Consider the following 17348-nt stretch of genomic DNA (forward strand, 5'->3'; position numbering starts at 1 on the left):
GAAGCCCTTTGCTTTGCGATTATTGTCGACCCGTTGCGTTCCGCGCGGAGACATCACAGGCCGAATTGCCGATAGACGTTGAAAATGGGTTCGATCTGTCTGAAAAGGTCTTCGTACTGTTCTGGGTATAGGGACTGTGCCCCGTCACTGAGCGCCTGTTCGGGAGCCCGGTGGACTTCCACCATCAGCCCGTGACAACCGACGGCAACCGCCGCGCGGCTGAGCGGAATCACCTGATCGCGACGTCCGGCGGCGTGGCTTGGATCTACGATGACCGGCAGATGGCTTTCCTTGCGGACCACCGGGATAGCGGAAAGATCGAGCGTGTTGCGGCTGTGATGGGCAAAGGTCCGAACGCCCCTCTCGCACAGGATCACCCGGGGATTGCCGCCCTCCATGATGTATTCCGCGGCCATCAGCCACTCTTCGATGGTGGCCGCAATCCCCCTCTTGAGCAGGATCGGTTTCGATGCCTTGCCGGCACGCCTCAACAGGCTGAAATTCTGCATGTTGCGGGCGCCGATCTGGATCACGTCGGCATAGGCTTCAACCAGCTCGAAAACCTCGTGATCGATGGCCTCGGTGACGACCGGCATCCCCGTTTCCTCGCGCACTTTGGCGAGGATCCGCAAGCCCTCCTCGCCAAGCCCCTGGAAATCATAGGGGGAGGTCCGGGGCTTGAACGCTCCGCCCCTGAACATCCGCGCGCCCGCCTTGCGGACCAGACGAGCCGTGCTCAAAGCCTGCTCCTCGCTCTCGATGGCGCACGGCCCGGCGATCATCATCAGGTGCCCGTTGCCCACGGCAACACCGGAAACGTCGATCACCGTATCCTCCGGCTTCAATTCCCGGCTCACCAGCTTGTAGGGATGCGTCACGGGAATGGCCTCCTTCACTCCGGACAATGCCAGGAAGTGGCCCGCTTCCACGGGACCGTGGTTGTGCAGCACGCAAATGGCGACCCGCTCACCCCCGGGAATCGGGCGGGCCGTGTACCCCTTTTTCTCGATGGCGGCCACCGCGTTGTCGACCTGCTCGGGCGTCGCTTTCTTGTCCATCACGATCAACATCTCTTTCTCCTCTTCCGGCCGGCATCCTCTTGAAAACGCCGGCTCGTTTTTCGTCTCCAATTCACTGTGCTACGAACCCTCGGCCCCGGAAGCAAAAAGGGGACTTGCGGGTTTTTTCCCACAGTCCCCTTTTCCAAAAACAAAGGGACCGTGAGCCAGGTGCGGCCCACGGTCCCTGCTTCTTATCTATTCATGCTGATGGTTCAGTCAGGCAAGACCCTGTCGGCGCACCTCTCCCCGCCAGTCCACCACCAGCACCAAGAACACGATTTTTGAATCGAAACACCACGCATCGCGCAAATCCTCTCATTCATGGTTTTCCCTGTATATCCGATGACGCAACCGGTTGTCAATGATTATTCCGCACGATCGTTCTTTTCCCGGACCGCTTCGAAGTCGCCGTTCCTGCCTGGTGTTCCGAAGGGGAGTTACGATTCCCGAGAGACCCTCTCTCCCGGACCGATCACACGCCGGTCTTCGAGCCACGGCGCCATTTTTTCTGTTGCCAGTTTTCGCGCAAACGTGTTAAACAAGCTCGATTTACTAAACCGCACTCCCCTTTTCCTTTTGGTGTCCGGGCAGCCGTTCCGGATGTGGAGGGGTGGAGGACAGAAACCAGAAGGAGTATGGAAATGGCAGTGATCAGTATGAAGCAGTTGCTGGAAGCCGGGGTTCATTTCGGTCATCAGACCCGTCGATGGAACCCCAAGATGAAGACTTACATTTTCGGCGCGCGCAACGGTATTTATATCATCGATCTCCAGCGCACGGTCCGCCTCTTTCACACCGCCTACCAGTTCGTGACCCAGACCGTTGGCTCCGGAGAACACGTTCTGTTTGTCGGCACCAAGCAGCAGGCGCGCGACACCATTGCGGAAGAAGCGCAGCGTTGCGGCATGTACTATATCAACCAGCGTTGGCTCGGCGGGATGCTCACCAATTTCAAGACCATCAAGCTGAGGGTTGACCGACTCAAGGAACTGGACGCCATGGTCGAGGACGGGAGCATCAATCGCTTTCCCAAGAAGGAAATTCTGCAACTTATGGGCGAGCGGGAGAAGCTCGAGAAGAACCTCGGCGGCATCAAGAATATGGCCCGGCTGCCCGGCGCTCTTTATGTCGTGGATACGCAACGTGAGAATATCGCGGTCCTGGAGGCCAACCGGCTGGGGATCCCGGTGGTTGCCATCGTGGACACCAACTGCGATCCCGACCTCATCAATTACCCGATCCCCGGAAACGACGACGCAATCCGGGCTATTCGGCTGATCACCTCCAAGGTGGCCGATGCCTGCGCGGAAGGACGCCGGCGCCTCGAGGAAACGGAGCAGGCCGACCACGACAAGGAATTCACGGCCCTGGAGGAGGTCCCGGCCGGGCAGATTCTCAAGGATGAGGCGAGCGGACCGATTGTGGAAATCGTCAATCCGGTGGCTGAGGCGGAAGAAGAGCAGTAGCCGGGCATGGAGCGCGGCGACGGCGTTCCCGCCGCCCCGGTGTCCAGCGGATGGATCGAGGTCCCTGAGGACGGGCATTGACGCGAGGACACTTTCGGCAAAGAGGCGTTGGTGCCGGGTGAACCGGGGCAGCCCGTTTGAGCGGGCATATCACAGGCGGGCACACTCCCGCCTGAATGCTGTCCGGAGCAGCATCGCGATGCAGTGAGGCCTGAATGGGCGAGGCATCCGACACCCGCTTGAGGCGGCGGCCGATGCTTCACCGGCCTGCCGAGCCCTGCGGAATCACCGCTTCCGGGTCAGGCCCCGGGTTGTTTGGTTGACTGGTCCCTTGGGCCTCCTTCATGGAGGCCCCAAATCATATTCAGGAGGACATGACGTTGGAAATTACAGCCGCAATGGTGAAAGACCTGAGGGAGAAGACAAACGTCGGCATGATGGACTGCAAAAAGGCCCTGCAGGAGACTGGCGGCGACTTGGAAAAGGCCGTCGATCTCTTGCGCCAGAAGGGTCTTGCAAAGGCCATGAAGCGTGCGGGCAAAGAAGCCTCTGAAGGCATGGTGCACGCTTACATCCATGCCGGAGGGCGTATCGGCGTTCTGATCGAGGTCAATTGCGAAACGGATTTTGCCGCCAAGAGCGAGGATTTTGTCGAGTTCGTCAAGAACGTGGCCATGCAGGTTGCGGCCACAAATCCGCTGGGCATTGTGCCTGAAGACATTTCGCAGGACGTCGTCGAGCGTGAACGGGCCATCTACCTGGCCCAGGCACAGGAATCCGGAAAGCCGCAGAACATTCTGGAAAAGATGGTCGAAGGCAAGATGCGCAAGTTCTTCGAGGAATCCACACTCCTGCAGCAGAGTTATGTGAAAGATCCCGACAAGACCATTCAGGATTACCTCAACGAACTGACCGCGTCGATCGGCGAGAAGATCATCATCCGGCGTTTTGCCCGATTCCAATTGGGTTCGGAATAGCAACGCGGAATCGGAGAGGATCGGCCTCTCCGGATGGCGCTCCACGACGATCCCCGGCTGTTTTGCACGCACAGGCAAGGCCGCATTTGCCCGTCTTCCACGGCAGGGGAGAAGAGTCATGGATGTGCTTCCCGCCCCGATGAACCGCGGCGCGCAGGTACGGTGCCCGAGCTTGCCGAGACTCCTTACGGGCCGTTCCTTCGCAACGGGGGCATGGTCTTTCTCACAGGGTGCAAGGCAGAAGGGAGGGCCGATGGCGACCGTCACAATGAGCGGACAGAAGCCCATTTACCGGAGAATTCTCCTCAAGTTGAGCGGCGAGGCGCTCCTGGGGAAGGAAGCGTACGGCATCGATTCAAGCGTGCTCGACCAAATCGCCGAAGAGGTGACCGCTGTTCATCAGATGGGAGTCCAGGTGGCGATAGTGATCGGGGGAGGCAACATTTTTCGCGGGGTCTCGGGGGCATCCCGCGGCATGGACCGATCCACCGCCGATTACATGGGAATGCTGGCAACCGTCATGAATGCCCTGGCACTTCAGCAGGCGCTCGAAAAACACGGCACCTCGACGCGCGTGCAATCGGCCATCGACATGAAAGAGGTGGCGGAACCTTATATCCGCCGGCGTGCGTTGCGCCACATGGAAAAGGGCCGTATCGTCATATTCGCCGCCGGCACGGGCCTCCCGTTTTTCACCACCGATACAACGGCCGCGTTGCGAGCGATTGAAATGGGCGCGGAAGTCCTGATGAAGGCCACCAAAGTCGACGGGATCTACGCCAGCGACCCGAAGAAAAACCCTTCGGCCCTTCGGTACGACCGAATCAGCTTCTCCGAAGTGCTTCAAAAGGATTTGAAAGTGATGGACGCCACCGCCATCTCGCTGGCCAAAGACCAGAACATGCGGATCGTCGTTTTCAATCTGCGGAAAAAAGGTAATATTAAAAAGATTGTGCTCGGGAAATGCATAGGAACCGTGGTGGAGGGATGCGATCATGCTCAATGATGTCTTTGCGGACGCTCGTGACCGGATGTCGAAGGCTCTCGACAATCTTGAGACCGATTACAAACGACTGCGCACGGGCAGAGCCTCCGTTTCGTTGGTGGACGGCATCAGAGCCGAGTACTACGGGACCCCTACCGCGCTGAACCAACTGGCAACCATCACGATTCCGGAACCCAGGACCATCATGATCCAGCCATGGGACACCTCGGTGATCGGCGAGATCGAGAAATCGATCCTCAAGTCCGAGCTCGGGCTCACGCCCATGAGCGACGGGAAGGTCATCCGCATCAATATTCCGGTGCTGACCGCCGATCGTCGTCGCGAACTGGTGAAGGTGGTCAAGAAGATGAGTGAGGAAAGTAAGGTGGCCGTCCGCAATATCCGGCGCGACGTCAACGAGATGATCAAGGATTTGAAGAAGGAGAAGGAGATCTCCGAGGACGAGCAGTTCAAGGCGCAGGAAGAAACACAGAGGATCACCGACGATTTCATCAAGAAAATTGACGTGGTTTATTCCGCCAAAGAGAAGGAGATCTTGGAAATCTAGGATGCACCGACTCGATCTCAATCGCCTGCCCCGCCATGTGTCGATCATCATGGACGGAAACGGCCGCTGGGCCAATCTCCGATTGGCTAACCGGGTTTTCGGGCACAATGAAGGAGCCAATTCGGTCCGCGAAGTGGTAAAGTGTTGCCTGGAACTCGGTATCCCTTACCTCACGCTCTATGCCTTCTCCAAAGAAAACTGGCAGCGACCGGAAAGCGAAGTCACCGCCCTCTGGCATCTCTTGAGGCGGTTTCTAAAATCCGAGTTTGCCGATCTCGTGTCCAGGCGAATACGTGTCCGCCATCTGGGGGATCCGGATGATATCCCCATGGAAGTCCTCAACGAATTGCGGCACGTAGTGGAAGCGACTGCCGATTTCGATCGGCTCGTGCTCAGTCTTGCCATCAACTACGGAGGAAGGCAGGAAATCCTCCGGGCGGCACGGAAATACGCCGGGGACGTCCTCGCGGGGAGAGCCGAATCCGATGCGCTGTCTCAAGAGGAATTCTCCAGGTACCTGTTCACCACTGATCTTCCCGACCCGGACCTCATCATCCGAACGGGAGGAGAATACCGCGTCAGCAACTTCTTGCTCTGGCAACTGGCCTACGCGGAACTGTATATCACCGCAACGCTGTGGCCCGATTTCCGCGAACCACAGTTCCATGAAGCTCTGGCCGAATTCCAGAGGCGGGAGCGGCGGTTTGGGAAAACGAGCGACCAGTTGCGCACCGTCAGTTTTACATAGCGTCTTGTCGGATGGACGCTCGTGGCGATTTGGAGTCATTCGGACGTTCTCCGGCGCTGCCGGGACAAATCGAACCGGCCGCGTGCGGGGGACCGGATCGAGGAGCCTCGGTCCCGCGGGGGGAGCGGCAATTCCTTGATCTGTCTTGACCAGCCGGGTTGGGCTCCCTCGGATGGAAATGAATCATAGTCTGGGTCCATTCCTGGAAGGGTTGCGGAGGGCCTGTTCAATGCCTTCCTCTTCCTGGGCGGACGCCCAGTTCAAGGGGAATACCGGATTCGAATCATGTTCGACACCAATCAGTGGAGTTCCCATCGGCAACGTCTGATTACAGGCGTGCTGCTGGGGCTTCCTCTGCTGCTCATCATCGCGGTCGGTCCCGCCTGGAGTTGGCTTGTCCTCATCCTGGCCGCCGTTTTACTCGGGCTTTGGGAACTGCAGCGGTTGCTCGTTCCCGAGGGCCTGTCCCCTCCGCTTCTCGTTTCCTACCTCACGGTCGGGCTGTCCATGCCCTTCGCAGCCTTTGCGGCCGGGCCCTCGGGACTGCACTGCGCGTTGGTTCTGTGCCTTTTTTCCGGCTTTTTCGGCCTGCTGGTCAGTTCGCCGCTCGACCTCCATCGGACCGACCTACTGTCCAGGCTCTGCCTGGGATGGCTTTACATCCCTTATCTGCTGTCTTATGTACTGCTCATCGGAACATTGGGCGGCGGGCGGCTCTGGCTTGTATTCATTCTTCTCGTGATCGTTGCGAGCGACGTCGGAGCGTACTATGTCGGCACCTGGCTTGGACGACACAAGCTCTACGAGCGCGTGAGCCCGAAGAAAACCGTTGAAGGAGCCATGGGTGGCGTAGCCGCCAGCGTTGTAACGGGGGTCGTTTTCGGGTATGTTTGTATGGAAGGTGTTTCCGCCGGCAGACTGGCTGTCTTCAGCGCCACGCTTGCCGTGGTGAGCCAGGCCGGTGATCTCTTCGAATCGATGCTCAAACGGATGAGCGCAATAAAAGACTCGAGCAGCCTGCTCCCGGGGCACGGAGGCCTTTTGGACCGCCTCGACAGCCTGCTTTTCGCTTTTCCGACCGCATGGTTTTTCCTGGTATGGATGTTTTGACTTATCGGCCGTAAGGCCTGATGTACGGTAACCTGACCCGGGCAGGAGACAATGGGTTCAAGGACGATCAGCATTCTGGGGAGCACCGGTTCCATCGGCGAAAGCACCCTTGAGGTTGTACGGCAGTTTCCGGATCGATTCCGCGTCATCGCGCTCGGTGCGGGCCGGAACATCAAGCTGCTGCGAGAGCAGATCAGAGCCTTCAGACCCCTGTCGGTTTCCGTTCTGGATTCGAACCTCGCCGACGAGCTCGATCGGTCCTTGAAAGGCGACGCCTATCGCCCGGAAATCCTCTTCGGTTCCGACGGCTACGACCGAGTGGCCGCGCATCCGGAGGCGGGAACGCTCGTTTCCGCGATGGTGGGCGCGGCAGGGCTCCTGCCGACCCTGACCGCGATCAGGGCGGGCAAGCGGTTGGCGCTCGCCAACAAGGAGACCCTCGTGGTGGCTGGAGAGATCGTGATGGCGCTTGCCGCCGAGCACGAGGTCGAGATCCTGCCCGTCGACAGCGAGCACAGCGCCATTTTTCAATCGTTGCAGGGCAACCACCGCGACGCGCTGAAGCGCATTCTCCTCACGGCCTCCGGAGGCCCTTTCCTCAACAAGACGCGTGAAGAGCTGGCTATGGTAACGCCCCAGGCGGCGCTGTGTCACCCCAACTGGTCCATGGGGCGCAAAATCACCATCGATTCCGCAACCCTCATGAACAAGGGGTTGGAGGTCATCGAAGCACGGTGGCTGTTCGGAGTGCCGGTGGACCGGATCGCGGTGCACGTGCACCCCGAGAGCATCGTCCACTCCATGGTGGAATACGTGGACGGCTCGGTAATCGCGCAGATGGGCATCCCCGACATGAAGATTCCCATTGCCTACGCGCTGACGTATCCCGAACGACTGCCCGTGCGGAGTCCGTCCCTCGATCTGTTCCGGCTTCAGAAACTGTCTTTCTATCCTCCGGACGAGGAACGCTTCCCATGTCTTCGCCTGGCTTTTGATGCCTGTCGGAAGGGTTCGACGTATCCGGCCGTTCTCAACGCCGCCAACGAGGTAGCGGTGGGCGCCTTCCTGGATGAGAAGATCGCCTTTCCAGATATTCCCGGGGTGATCGAAACAGCCATGGGCAAGCACAAAGCACCGGCAAAGCCGGACCTCGACGCCGTCATCGCAGCGGACCGGTGGGCGAGGGTGGAGACCGAGCGGCTGATCGACGATATAAGACGCTGAAACGAGCAACCGGGCTGAAACAGGTTCGATCCGAAACCCGATCAGCCGCAACCTTTGAACAAGTGAGGTCTTGATTTTGGATATCGCATACTATGCACGGATGATGAGCTCATTCATAGTGGTCTTGGGGGTCCTGATATTCGTTCATGAGCTGGGACATTTTCTGGTGGCCAAATGGATGCACGTCACGGTTTTGAGATTCTCCCTCGGGTTCGGGCCCAAACTTTGGGGATTCACCCGGGGAGATACCGAATACCGGATTTCCTGGATCCCTCTGGGCGGCTACGTCAAAATGCTGGGCGAGGATTCCGAGGAAGACGTCACCCCGGAACAGATGGAGCGAAGCTTTTCGTCCCAGCGTGTGGGCAAGCGCATGGCTATTGTAATGGCGGGGCCTCTTTCCAACTTTGTCCTTGCCATCGTCATATTCACCCTTCTCTTCGCGTTCTCGGGAATCCGCGAAATCACCACGGACATCGCTTCGGTCACCCAGGGCTCACCCGCCGAAAAAGCCGGGTTGAAAGCCGGAGACAAAGTGATCGCCATTGACGGAAAACCGATCTCCACGTGGTATGAATTGTCGGAAACGGTTGAAGCACGCGGAGAGCATCCCCTGCTGATACGGATCCAGCGTGGAACGGAGACCCTGGACGTCGCCATTACTCCCTACATGGGCGAAAAGGAAAGCGAGCTCAAGGAAAAGATCAAGACGCCGCTCATCGGCGTCGTGGCCTCATCCAACTATTTCATCAAGAAAATCAACCCACTGGAGGCTGGATACTACAGCCTCCTTCAGACTTGGCACCTCACCAAGTTCTCCATCACGGTCGTGATCAAGCTGATTCAGCGCGCCCTGCCTTTCAACGTTCTGGGCGGCCCGATCCTGATTGCCCAGATGGCGGGGCAGCAGGCCGAGAAAGGGTTGCTGGAGCTCATCAACTTCATCGCCCTGATCAGCGTCAACCTCGCGGTGCTGAATCTGCTGCCCATCCCCATACTGGACGGGGGGCATATCATGTTTTTTCTCGTGGAGGCGGTCCTCGGGCGTCCCCTGGGTGTGAAGAAGATCGAGATGGCGCAGAAGGTCGGAATGCTTCTGCTGCTGGTTCTGATGGCCTTCGTGTTTTACAATGACATCATGAGGCTGCTTCCGGGGCAAAAACCCCAACTGTCACCGTGACGAAGCCTTGTCTCCAGCAAACATGAAAATTCTCGCACTCGATACGTCCACGTCTTCGGGGAGCGTAGCTCTCATGGAAGGTCCGATCCTGACGGCGGAGTGGACCCTCCAGTCAGCTCGGACTCACAATCGGAGGCTGCTCCGGACCATCGATGACCTCCTTCGACAGACCGGGCGGGAACTTGCCGAAATGGACGGGTTCGCCGTTTCGACCGGACCCGGGAGTTTCACCGGAATCCGCATCGGACTGACCTCCATGAAGACACTCGCCTGGGTCCTGGGCAAGCCTTTCGCCGGCATCCCCACCCTTGATGCGCTGGCCGCCCCGTTCCGTTTCTCGCGGCTGCCGGTCTGTGCCATGCTGGACGCCCGGAAAAAGGAAGTCTACTGCGCCCTCTACCGGGCCGATGAATCGAACCGCATTTGCCGCCCGGGACCCTACCGGGCTATCGCCCCTGAGCGGATCGTCGACATGATCGAGGAACCCACGATTTTCTGTGGCGACGGGTGGTTGCTCTACCGACGCACGCTCATGGAGAAATTGGGAAGACTGGCCGTGGAAGCCCCGGCTTCTCAGCATGTCGTTCGCGCGGGTGCGGTGGCCGAACTGGCTGCCCGCAAATTCTCCGCGGGAATGGCGGACGACCCGGTAACAGCAGTCCCGATCTACGTGAGACCGTCGGAGGCGGAAATCAACTATCCGCATCTGGGCCAACCCTCAAAGTCACCGGCCGATATCGACCCCGACCGCTGTTTCTGACCCGGCCGGCGCCCCCCTGAGGACGATCTCTCCCGCGCGGGGACATGGCAACGACACGCGCACCGTACGACCCGGCGAACCGGTGCTGTGTCATCTTGCGCACGACTTGGCTTAAACCATGGAACAGCGACTCACCCTGATGGATGCATCCCGACGTCACCTGCTAAGAGTCCTGAAGAAATCGAACGGTCACCCCAGAACCGGCTCGGCAGCACCTAAGGCCGTCACAGACCCCTCTTTCCCCATGACCTTCTTCCTGCGCAATGTCGCATCCCTGAAGGCGGACGCCAACTGGCGGGCACTCTCCCCCAGGCTTCAAAAAAGCCGAATTCGCAGGCTCTTCCGGGAGCGAAGCAGGTTTCACCTTGAAGTGAAGCGGTGGAGAGCCGCCCGGGGGGAGCTTGCGCCCCGGCCGCCCGTCGGCAAAGATGAGCTTGCAGACGGCTATTGCAGCCACTGTGGGTGGTGCTGTGAAATCTGCAGCGGTTATCCCGACTTCCCGCCGAGCTCGGAAATCACCCAGCGCTGGAAAGACATTTTCGGCAACGGACTTGGAAAGGGGCACCGTTTCTGCGCTTTTCTCTGGGAGTGGGACGGTGGACGGAGCCTCTGCTCCATCCACCCTCATCGATCCAATCCATGCCGTGTGTTCGAAAGGGAAGAATGCGACTTTCTGATGAAGGATCCCGAAGTCCGGGATCCTTCGGCAAAGCGGAGGTTAATTGAGGTGCGGCAATGGTTCATTCATCTGATTGATGGCCGTTAGCTGCCAACGCTGAGTGCCGATATCCCGGCAGAACGTCCAGAATTCCTGGAACTTGACGGGATTCAGCTTGTCCCCCTCGACCACCTGGCCGGTCTTGTCATCCACCGTGTAGTCAAGGAGATTGGCGGTAAAGAGCACTGTCACATAGTCCTTGCCCTCCTCCTGCCAGACCTCGCTCGGCTCGACCTTGCGCACCGCGATGTTCTCCAGTTTATTGATTCGCCCGGACCTTCTCAACCGATCGAATTCACTCGCAAAAAATGCCTTCATCTCGGGGGCGAGCAACCCTTCGATACCGTCGAGACTGCGATTCATCCAACCCGCCTGGATGCGGAAAAAGAGATCCTGAACGGTCTCTTTGAAGCTCTCCTCATTGAAACCGGGATCGAAACGTCTGAGCTCCTGAAAGCCGCGTTCCACGTCGTCCGCGGGCGGGAGATACTCCGGTTGCCCTCCGCCGCCGTAATAGGGTTGCTGCGGACGAGCCATGCCCGAGTCACTGTAGAGGAGCGTATCCGCCTGCTGTTCCCGTCGCCGTTTCAGGAATTTCATCAGGAAGTAGATCCCCACGCCGATGATGAGCAAATCCAGCAGGCCGGGTCCACCGTATCCGCCTCCGCCACCACCTCCGGGACCGGCGTAGCCTCGCCCCCCGAACAGCATATTGCCGATGAGCCCTCCGGCAAGCCCTCCAGCCATCCCCTGCCAGAACGGACTCCTGGAAAAACCGGTAGACGGTGGGGGGGAACCGGGGATCTGCCTGGAACCGGGCGTTCCGAACCCCGGGCTCGAGGGGGATGGGCCGGGGGAGGGTCTCGAGGGAGGGGCGCTCGGCGCCGAGAAACTGCGGCTGCCCCGACTTCCCGAGGACGATCCGCCGCCCGCGCGTGCCCAGGCGCTGGACTCCAGCAGCGTGGCAACGCAGAACATGACGATGATCGAAAACAACACGGCCAGGTACAAGGCCTTTTTCTTCATTTCGGGTTTCCTCCTGCTCGAATGCTGTAAGCGGCTTTCACAGCAGTGATTGGTTTGGAACCACCTTCACGCCGTCGGATTGCGAGGTCTCCCACCGGAAGTCTCCGCCGGCGCCGAAGAGCGGACCATGCATGCTCCGGCGGATCCGGCCGTGCGGCAGTCATTTCCCGCCCCGGACTCCGTTATGTGTAACCGCAAACGTCGCTTCGACGTCGTTGGGGACCCGCCCTGAGAACGACGGATGCAAACCGCATCCTGACCATGGGAAAATATCAGAATCTCAATGTCCCGGCAATAATGATCGAGAGATTTGCGGCATTGGCGATGGCTCCCCCACACGGCGCGTATTCCCATTCCCGCTGCCGGTCGTTGATCGTTGACCTCTTGGATTGTGCGGGAGGGGATTTTTGCCCTGCCCCGCGTGCAAACGCGCGCATGAACGGCGGGATCCCCGGCGGGGTTGATTCGTTGAATTTGAAGGCCCGCCGGCACACAAAGGGGAACATGCATCTATGAGAATATTCACAAGGTACCGGATTCCAGGGTCTATCGTTCGAAATAGGGATTCGGCGGCGGCGGATAGCGGTCTATCGCGCCGAAGCAGTCATGTTGGAATGCACAATAATGATTTTTGACCGGTGATATATCAATCGGACTGTCAGGGTGGACTTTTATAGGGATCGTCATTATTTACTTATTGAAATGTGACGCCATTCTGTTATGGTGGCAGGGTCTGCGAGCGTTTGCCTGTAGTAACGGGTTCTGGTTAGAGTTCAACTGCTTGAGTCAATTCCGAAACAGCCTCAACTACTGTTGTTACTCCATGGTCGCGATCCTTTTGCGCACACGAGTTGGGACATAGCGCTCGTCACTCCGGTCGGGTGTTCAGTTCTGGGTTTCCAGGACAAACAGGTCACAGCGTCATCATCGATTCACGCGGAATGCGGGCTCCAACGCGCAGATGCGTGGCTTCCAGGCTGGTCCGGGCGCGTTGGAAGAGTTTGTCGGCTTCCCGGAGGCCTCAGCCCGGATTTTCCACGGCAGATGCCCTTTCTTTCCTTACCGCCGGAGCGAGGCAAAGGAAAGAGAAGAAGACCGCGGTACAGGCCTTTGTCGCACCTCATGCCGTTTTGGAGGATTCCGGCTGCGAATTCGGGGGATAGCCCGGCGATAAATCTTATGGAATCGAGAAAGTAGACGCTCCATTGTGTTGATCGACGGCTTCGGATTCTTGAGATGTGAAAAGGAGGGAGAGTGATGGAATCGGCGAGAAAATTAGTTTTGCTGGGTGTCGACGGATCGGACCAGTCGCTCGAGATCGTGAAGTATGCGAGTTCGGTGCTCAACCTGGCCCAGACTGAAATCGTGCTTTTCCATGTCATGGACAAAGCGCCCGATATCTTCTGGGATCGTGAAAAAGACCCCCTGGTGAACAAACACATGGAATACATGAAGAACTGGGATGCCCACAAGGAAGCCAAGATCCGGGAATTCATGGACGAGGCGCGCAAACTGCTGGTTGCGGCGGGTGTTCCCGCGGACAATGTGAGCCTCAATGTCCAGAAAAGAAAAGAGGGGATCGCGCGCGACATCCTGGCGGAGTCCAAATTCGGCTACGACATGGTGATGGTGGGACGCAAAGGCCTCGGCATGGTCGATGACGCCATGCTGGGCAGCGTGGCGAGCAAAGTGCTCATCCACACCACCGAAATACCCATCTGCCTGGTCGGGGGCAAGCCTTCCGCCAAGAAGATACTGGTAGCCGTCGATAACTCGTGGGGATCAAAACGTGCGGTATCCTTCGCCGGGAAAATGCTGACGGGATCGGCTCCTTCCGTGGAGATGGTTCACGTGGTGCGGGTGCCCCACGAAGAGGGGGAGCAGGGGAACAACGAAGGGCTGATCAAAGAGCTCCAGGCGGAAGCCGAAAGTGTCATGAAGCCGGTTTTCGATAAAGCGGCGAAGACTCTGATCGATTGCGGCGTCGATGCGTCCAAGATAAAGACAAAGGTCATCTCGGGAGTGGGGAGCCGCGCCGCCGCCATATTCGAAGAAGCAAAGAGCGGACGGATCGGTACGGTCGTGGTCGGCCGAAGAGGTGTATCCGAAGTCGAGGAATTCAACATGGGCCGCGTCGCCACCAAGCTGACTCAGCTCGGGAAGAACGTGGCGCTGTGGATCGTCATCTGATGAGGCACGCCGGACATTCCAGTGGAATGTCATCGTGAGTCTCTGATGGTTTCAAACAGGGTGAGGGGACGCGGTGCGTCGCGCCCCCTCACTGTTATCGGACCTGGTCCGGTTCCGGTTCTTTGACCGGTTTAAACGGTTATCTTCCGCCAGGATAATTCCTGATCACCTCACCCTTGGAATCCATGATGCGGATCGAGATGCCGCCATTGCCGTCCAGGCAATGCGTTGCACAGGAAATTCAGGGGTCGTAGGCGCGTACCGCCATTTCAATCTTGTTCAATATCCCTTCGTTGACTTCGCCATCCTTGATGAGGGCTCTTGCCGCCTGGTGGACGCTCATGTGAATCGGTCCCAGGTTGTGAGTGGTGCCCACAATCAGGTTCGCGCGAGTGATCAACCCCTTGTCGTCGGTCGAGTAGTCGTGGATCAGGGTTCCTCGCGGCGCCTCCACGCATCCCACGCCTCTGCCTGCTTTGGGCTCCACCTTGGCGCGGACGTTGGTATCCGTGATCTCAGGGTCCTCCAGCAGCTCAATGGCCCGCTCGTAGGCATAGACGTCCTCGATCAATCTTGCCCAATGGTACAGCAACGTCAATTGCGCGGGTCTGCCGAAAGCCGCCCGGAACTCCTCCAGCTCGGCCTGGGCGCGCGGGGTGGCCATTTTGTCCGCCACGTTGATGCGCGCCAGGCAGTTGGCCCGGTAGATTCCCTTCGGGTTGTCGATATCGAGCGAAAAGCCCTCGTTCCAGCACTTGGCATAAGGATATTTGCCGTACGAAAAAGGCGTCACGGCTTCACCGATGTAATCGGTGTAGTTCTGAGGATCGAATTCGACGAAAGTGCCGTCAGGCTTCATGATGCGGAGGTTTCCGCCGAAGACGTTCAAAGCCCCCTGCTCGTCCACCGTGCCGATAAAGCCGGTGTTGATCACGCCCAGCACTTTGACCGCATCGAGATACTTCGGGAACACCTCGGCCTTGGCAAACCCGAGGGTAAACAGCGAAAAGTCCAGCAATTCACGGATCTGGGGCAGGAACTCCTGGCGTTCCGCCTCAAGCAAGGGCTTGCAGAAGCCGCCGGCCACTGCGGCGTGCGGGTGGATGGCCTTCCCCGAGAATTTCTCCAGGATCATTTTCGCCTTGTAGCGCATTTGCACGGCTTTTGTGGCCAGCTCAGGAGCAGCTTTGGCCACTCCGATGACGTTGCGGACGCCGTAGTCGGCATCGGGACCCATGACGAAATCGGGGGCCGCCAGAAAAAAGAAGTTCAGTATCTTGTCCTCACCGTGGGAGATGATCTGCATGAGCTCGCGCAGTTTACGCCCGGCGGGCGTGACGGTGACGCCGAAGCACAGATCTACGGCTTTGTTGGACGCCGTGTGATGGTGCCACGGGCAGATGCCGCAAATGCGGTTCACGATCCGAGGCACTTCCTCCGCCGGTTTTCCCTCAATGAATTTTTCGAATCCCCGCAAAGACTGGTAATGAACCTTGCTGTCCGCCACATTCCCCTTTGCGTCCAGTTTGATGGCTATCGAGGCATGCCCCTCGATCCGGGTGATGGGCGCAATGTTGATGACTCGCGACATGTCCTAGGCCTCCTTTTGTTTATGCCCGGGGCGCAGCAGCTTGTGAGCACCGGAAAACCTCAAGAGAGAAACATAATCGGGCAGAGAGTGGATGTCTATTCCATTGGATGCCAGCGCATTCAACATTTGCAGGAGCTGATTGCCATCGTGCTGGACCGGCCCGTAGCAGCCGCGGCAGGGGACCCTGGCCGCGATGCACCGGGGCACTATTTTGTCGCCTCCGCATCCGGCCTTGGTAACCGATCCCATGCAGAGAAAGCCCTGTTCCAGGAGGCAGCGCATCTTGTCGATAGGCTCATCCGGCGCACCGTAATGAGGCGCCTCCAGAAAGCGGCGCAGCTGTTTCACTTGTCCTTTGCCCTCCCGGACCGTGGGGCACTGGTCACAGACGCTCCGGTCGGGAAGCTTGGGCAGCTCACCCGCCAGCAATCCGGCCAGCGCCGCGAAGACCTGGTCGGGATGCGGAGCGCAGCCCGGCAAATAGATGTCCACCTTGATTTTCTCGTCCAGGGCATAAACGGAGTCGAGCAGGTGGGGGATCCCTTCGCTTGGATATTCATCCACCTTGTCGGTGGTCTCGGTATGGTAGTAGCGATCCAGGATTTCCTGGTTCCGGTAGGAGTTGGCGAGCGCCGGGATCCCGCCGTGGGTTGCACACGTGCCCAGGGCGATGATGATCTGGCACTTCCTGCGCATCTCTTCCGCCACTTCCAGGTGCTCGTGGTTCCGAATACTCCCGCTGATGATGCCCACCGTCGCTTCCGGGATGTTGATGTGCTTGCCTTCGCCCAGTTGACCATAATATTTATGATCCAACAGCACCGGGATGTGGACGAATTCGACCAGGTCCAGCACGGCCAGCAACCTTTCACCCAGATCCACGATGGAGATTTCGCATCCCGAACATGCGTTCAACCATTCTTCCGCAACTTTGACTGCCATAGAATCACCCCTTGTTCCGGCGCTCCGGGAGCTCAAACCTTACCGTCGATTTCCACCGGCACCTTTTCAGGCCCCGGCGACGCCACATCACGCCACACCTGCGCCGTCCGCATCCGCAGCTGGAGCTCCACCGGCCCCGAACCGAGCGATTGCCGTGCAACCGAAAGACCGGTTCGGACCAGCGATCCCGGCTCCATTTTCACCTTAGGCGTTGACCACCTTCTGGACACGCAGAGGGTTCGGGCCCATTTTCCTGATTTTCTCGGAAAATCTGACCACGTTCTCCGCAAATTTAGGCGCCTCGGCGGACGACACCCACACGGTCTCGAAACGCTCGGCATCGACTCCGCAATTTTCGAGAACCACTCTCGTGCCCTCGAAACGCGCGTCCGTCTTGAAATTGCCCTCGAGATAATGGCACTCGCCCAGGTGACATCCCATGATAATGACGCCGTCCGCTCCCTGGGTCAGGGCGTGCACCACGAGCTCAGGGTTCACCATGCCGGAGCACATGACCCGGATGATCCGCAAATGCGGAGGATATTGCATACGACTGACCCCAGCCAGGTCAGCAGCAGCGTATGCTCACCACGTGCACAGAAATCCTATGATGACCGGTTTGAAATCATCAGACATCAAGGAACTCCTTTCTAAGAGTCTTGGTAGGTTGCCGCAATTTAGTCAAAACCGCCATCCACTCCCGACCGCGCGATTCCCGAATCTTCCCACACCACGAAGTCGTCGCGGTATCCGCCCCCGCAGAGCCCGCGACCGCCGGGATTCCGAGCGCAGGCACGTCCGT

16 protein-coding genes are annotated in these 17348 nt (G+C 58.7%); 10 read left to right on the top strand and 6 right to left on the bottom strand.

Translation table 11 applies throughout. The annotated features are described in order from the left end of the window. Positions 1–53 precede the first annotated feature (53 nt). Complete coding sequence (aroF, locus tag SFUM_RS09185; RefSeq protein WP_011698634.1) at positions 54–1070, bottom strand: 3-deoxy-7-phosphoheptulonate synthase; 1017 nt, start codon at positions 1068–1070, stop codon at positions 54–56. Between the two features lie 632 nt (positions 1071–1702). Between aroF and rpsB the strand changes: the two genes are divergently transcribed. The 9 genes from rpsB to tsaB all read left to right on the top strand — a co-directional run bounded on the left by rpsB (position 1703) and on the right by tsaB (position 10079). Continuing rightward, positions 1703–2527, top strand: coding sequence for a 30S ribosomal protein S2 (rpsB, locus tag SFUM_RS09190; RefSeq protein WP_011698635.1), 825 nt, complete (start codon positions 1703–1705; stop codon positions 2525–2527). A 374-nt stretch (positions 2528–2901) separates the two neighbouring features. Then, complete coding sequence (tsf, locus tag SFUM_RS09195; protein WP_041440215.1) at positions 2902–3504, top strand: translation elongation factor Ts; 603 nt, start codon at positions 2902–2904, stop codon at positions 3502–3504. 268 nt (positions 3505–3772) lie between these two features. Continuing rightward, positions 3773–4510, top strand: a complete 738-nt coding sequence (gene pyrH / locus SFUM_RS09200; RefSeq protein WP_011698637.1) for a UMP kinase — start codon at positions 3773–3775, stop codon at positions 4508–4510. Then, positions 4500–5057 (top strand): ribosome recycling factor, encoded by a 558-nt coding sequence (gene frr, locus SFUM_RS09205; RefSeq protein ID WP_011698638.1) that lies wholly within the window; start codon positions 4500–4502, stop codon positions 5055–5057. Before pyrH ends, frr begins: the two co-directional genes overlap by 11 nt. A gap of 1 nt (position 5058) precedes the next feature. Beyond that, on the top strand, positions 5059–5805 hold the full coding sequence (uppS, locus tag SFUM_RS09210) for an undecaprenyl pyrophosphate synthase (protein ID WP_011698639.1): 747 nt from the start codon (positions 5059–5061) through the stop codon (positions 5803–5805). Positions 5806–6090: 285 nt separating this feature from the next. Further along, entirely contained in the window at positions 6091–6915 is an 825-nt protein-coding gene (locus SFUM_RS21680; protein WP_011698640.1) for a phosphatidate cytidylyltransferase, read from the top strand. Between the two features lie 51 nt (positions 6916–6966). Beyond that, positions 6967–8139, top strand: a complete 1173-nt coding sequence (locus SFUM_RS09220; RefSeq protein ID WP_011698641.1) for a 1-deoxy-D-xylulose-5-phosphate reductoisomerase — start codon at positions 6967–6969, stop codon at positions 8137–8139. A 70-nt stretch (positions 8140–8209) separates the two neighbouring features. Continuing rightward, positions 8210–9319: an RIP metalloprotease RseP gene (gene rseP, locus SFUM_RS09225; protein WP_150109470.1), complete on the top strand. Its 1110-nt coding sequence runs from the start codon at positions 8210–8212 to the stop codon at positions 9317–9319. Between the two features lie 22 nt (positions 9320–9341). Beyond that, positions 9342–10079, top strand: coding sequence for a tRNA (adenosine(37)-N6)-threonylcarbamoyltransferase complex dimerization subunit type 1 TsaB (tsaB, locus tag SFUM_RS09230; RefSeq protein WP_083764005.1), 738 nt, complete (start codon positions 9342–9344; stop codon positions 10077–10079). A gap of 718 nt (positions 10080–10797) precedes the next feature. Here the strand turns inward: tsaB and SFUM_RS09240 are convergent. Next, positions 10798–11823, bottom strand: coding sequence for a Tim44 domain-containing protein (locus SFUM_RS09240; RefSeq protein ID WP_011698645.1), 1026 nt, complete (start codon positions 11821–11823; stop codon positions 10798–10800). A gap of 1257 nt (positions 11824–13080) precedes the next feature. Here SFUM_RS09240 and SFUM_RS09255 point away from each other — a divergent pair. Further along, the gene (locus SFUM_RS09255) at positions 13081–14013 is read left to right on the top strand and encodes a universal stress protein (protein WP_011698647.1); all 933 of its coding nucleotides are present in this window, start codon (positions 13081–13083) and stop codon (positions 14011–14013) included. 241 nt (positions 14014–14254) lie between these two features. Here the strand turns inward: SFUM_RS09255 and SFUM_RS09260 are convergent, their stop codons facing one another. Genes SFUM_RS09260 through SFUM_RS09270 form a run of 4 tightly spaced genes read right to left on the bottom strand, consistent with a single transcriptional unit; the run spans position 14255 to position 17182 of the window. Then, on the bottom strand, positions 14255–15604 hold the full coding sequence (locus SFUM_RS09260; RefSeq protein ID WP_011698648.1) for a Ni/Fe hydrogenase subunit alpha: 1350 nt from the start codon (positions 15602–15604) through the stop codon (positions 14255–14257). A 3-nt stretch (positions 15605–15607) separates the two neighbouring features. Continuing rightward, positions 15608–16546, bottom strand: coding sequence for an NADH-quinone oxidoreductase subunit B family protein (locus SFUM_RS09265; RefSeq protein ID WP_011698649.1), 939 nt, complete (start codon positions 16544–16546; stop codon positions 15608–15610). A 32-nt stretch (positions 16547–16578) separates the two neighbouring features. After that, positions 16579–16743: a hypothetical protein gene (locus tag SFUM_RS23125; protein ID WP_153307209.1), complete on the bottom strand. Its 165-nt coding sequence runs from the start codon at positions 16741–16743 to the stop codon at positions 16579–16581. A gap of 7 nt (positions 16744–16750) precedes the next feature. Further along, on the bottom strand, positions 16751–17182 hold the full coding sequence (locus SFUM_RS09270) for a hydrogenase iron-sulfur subunit (RefSeq protein WP_083764007.1): 432 nt from the start codon (positions 17180–17182) through the stop codon (positions 16751–16753). Between the last annotated feature and the right edge of the window lie 166 nt (positions 17183–17348).

Source organism: Syntrophobacter fumaroxidans MPOB (genome assembly GCF_000014965.1).
In the GTDB taxonomy this organism is placed as follows: domain Bacteria; phylum Desulfobacterota; class Syntrophobacteria; order Syntrophobacterales; family Syntrophobacteraceae; genus Syntrophobacter; species Syntrophobacter fumaroxidans.

What these genes read in the sequence shown, in the direction of transcription:
- tsf (WP_041440215.1), top strand. Translation starts at nt 2,902, where the DNA reads ATGACGTTGGAAATTACAGCCGCAATGGTGAAAGACCTGAGGGAGAAG.
- SFUM_RS09220 (WP_011698641.1), top strand. Translation starts at nt 6,967, where the DNA reads ATGGGTTCAAGGACGATCAGCATTCTGGGGAGCACCGGTTCCATCGGC.
- aroF (WP_011698634.1), bottom strand. Translation starts at nt 1,070, where the DNA reads ATGTTGATCGTGATGGACAAGAAAGCGACGCCCGAGCAGGTCGACAAC.
- rpsB (WP_011698635.1), top strand. Translation starts at nt 1,703, where the DNA reads ATGGCAGTGATCAGTATGAAGCAGTTGCTGGAAGCCGGGGTTCATTTC.
- uppS (WP_011698639.1), top strand. Translation starts at nt 5,059, where the DNA reads ATGCACCGACTCGATCTCAATCGCCTGCCCCGCCATGTGTCGATCATC.
- tsaB (WP_083764005.1), top strand. Translation starts at nt 9,342, where the DNA reads ATGAAAATTCTCGCACTCGATACGTCCACGTCTTCGGGGAGCGTAGCT.
- SFUM_RS09265 (WP_011698649.1), bottom strand. Translation starts at nt 16,546, where the DNA reads ATGGCAGTCAAAGTTGCGGAAGAATGGTTGAACGCATGTTCGGGATGC.
- frr (WP_011698638.1), top strand. Translation starts at nt 4,500, where the DNA reads ATGCTCAATGATGTCTTTGCGGACGCTCGTGACCGGATGTCGAAGGCT.
- SFUM_RS09240 (WP_011698645.1), bottom strand. Translation starts at nt 11,823, where the DNA reads ATGAAGAAAAAGGCCTTGTACCTGGCCGTGTTGTTTTCGATCATCGTC.
- SFUM_RS09260 (WP_011698648.1), bottom strand. Translation starts at nt 15,604, where the DNA reads ATGTCGCGAGTCATCAACATTGCGCCCATCACCCGGATCGAGGGGCAT.
- SFUM_RS21680 (WP_011698640.1), top strand. Translation starts at nt 6,091, where the DNA reads ATGTTCGACACCAATCAGTGGAGTTCCCATCGGCAACGTCTGATTACA.
- SFUM_RS09255 (WP_011698647.1), top strand. Translation starts at nt 13,081, where the DNA reads ATGGAATCGGCGAGAAAATTAGTTTTGCTGGGTGTCGACGGATCGGAC.
- pyrH (WP_011698637.1), top strand. Translation starts at nt 3,773, where the DNA reads ATGAGCGGACAGAAGCCCATTTACCGGAGAATTCTCCTCAAGTTGAGC.
- SFUM_RS23125 (WP_153307209.1), bottom strand. Translation starts at nt 16,743, where the DNA reads ATGGAGCCGGGATCGCTGGTCCGAACCGGTCTTTCGGTTGCACGGCAA.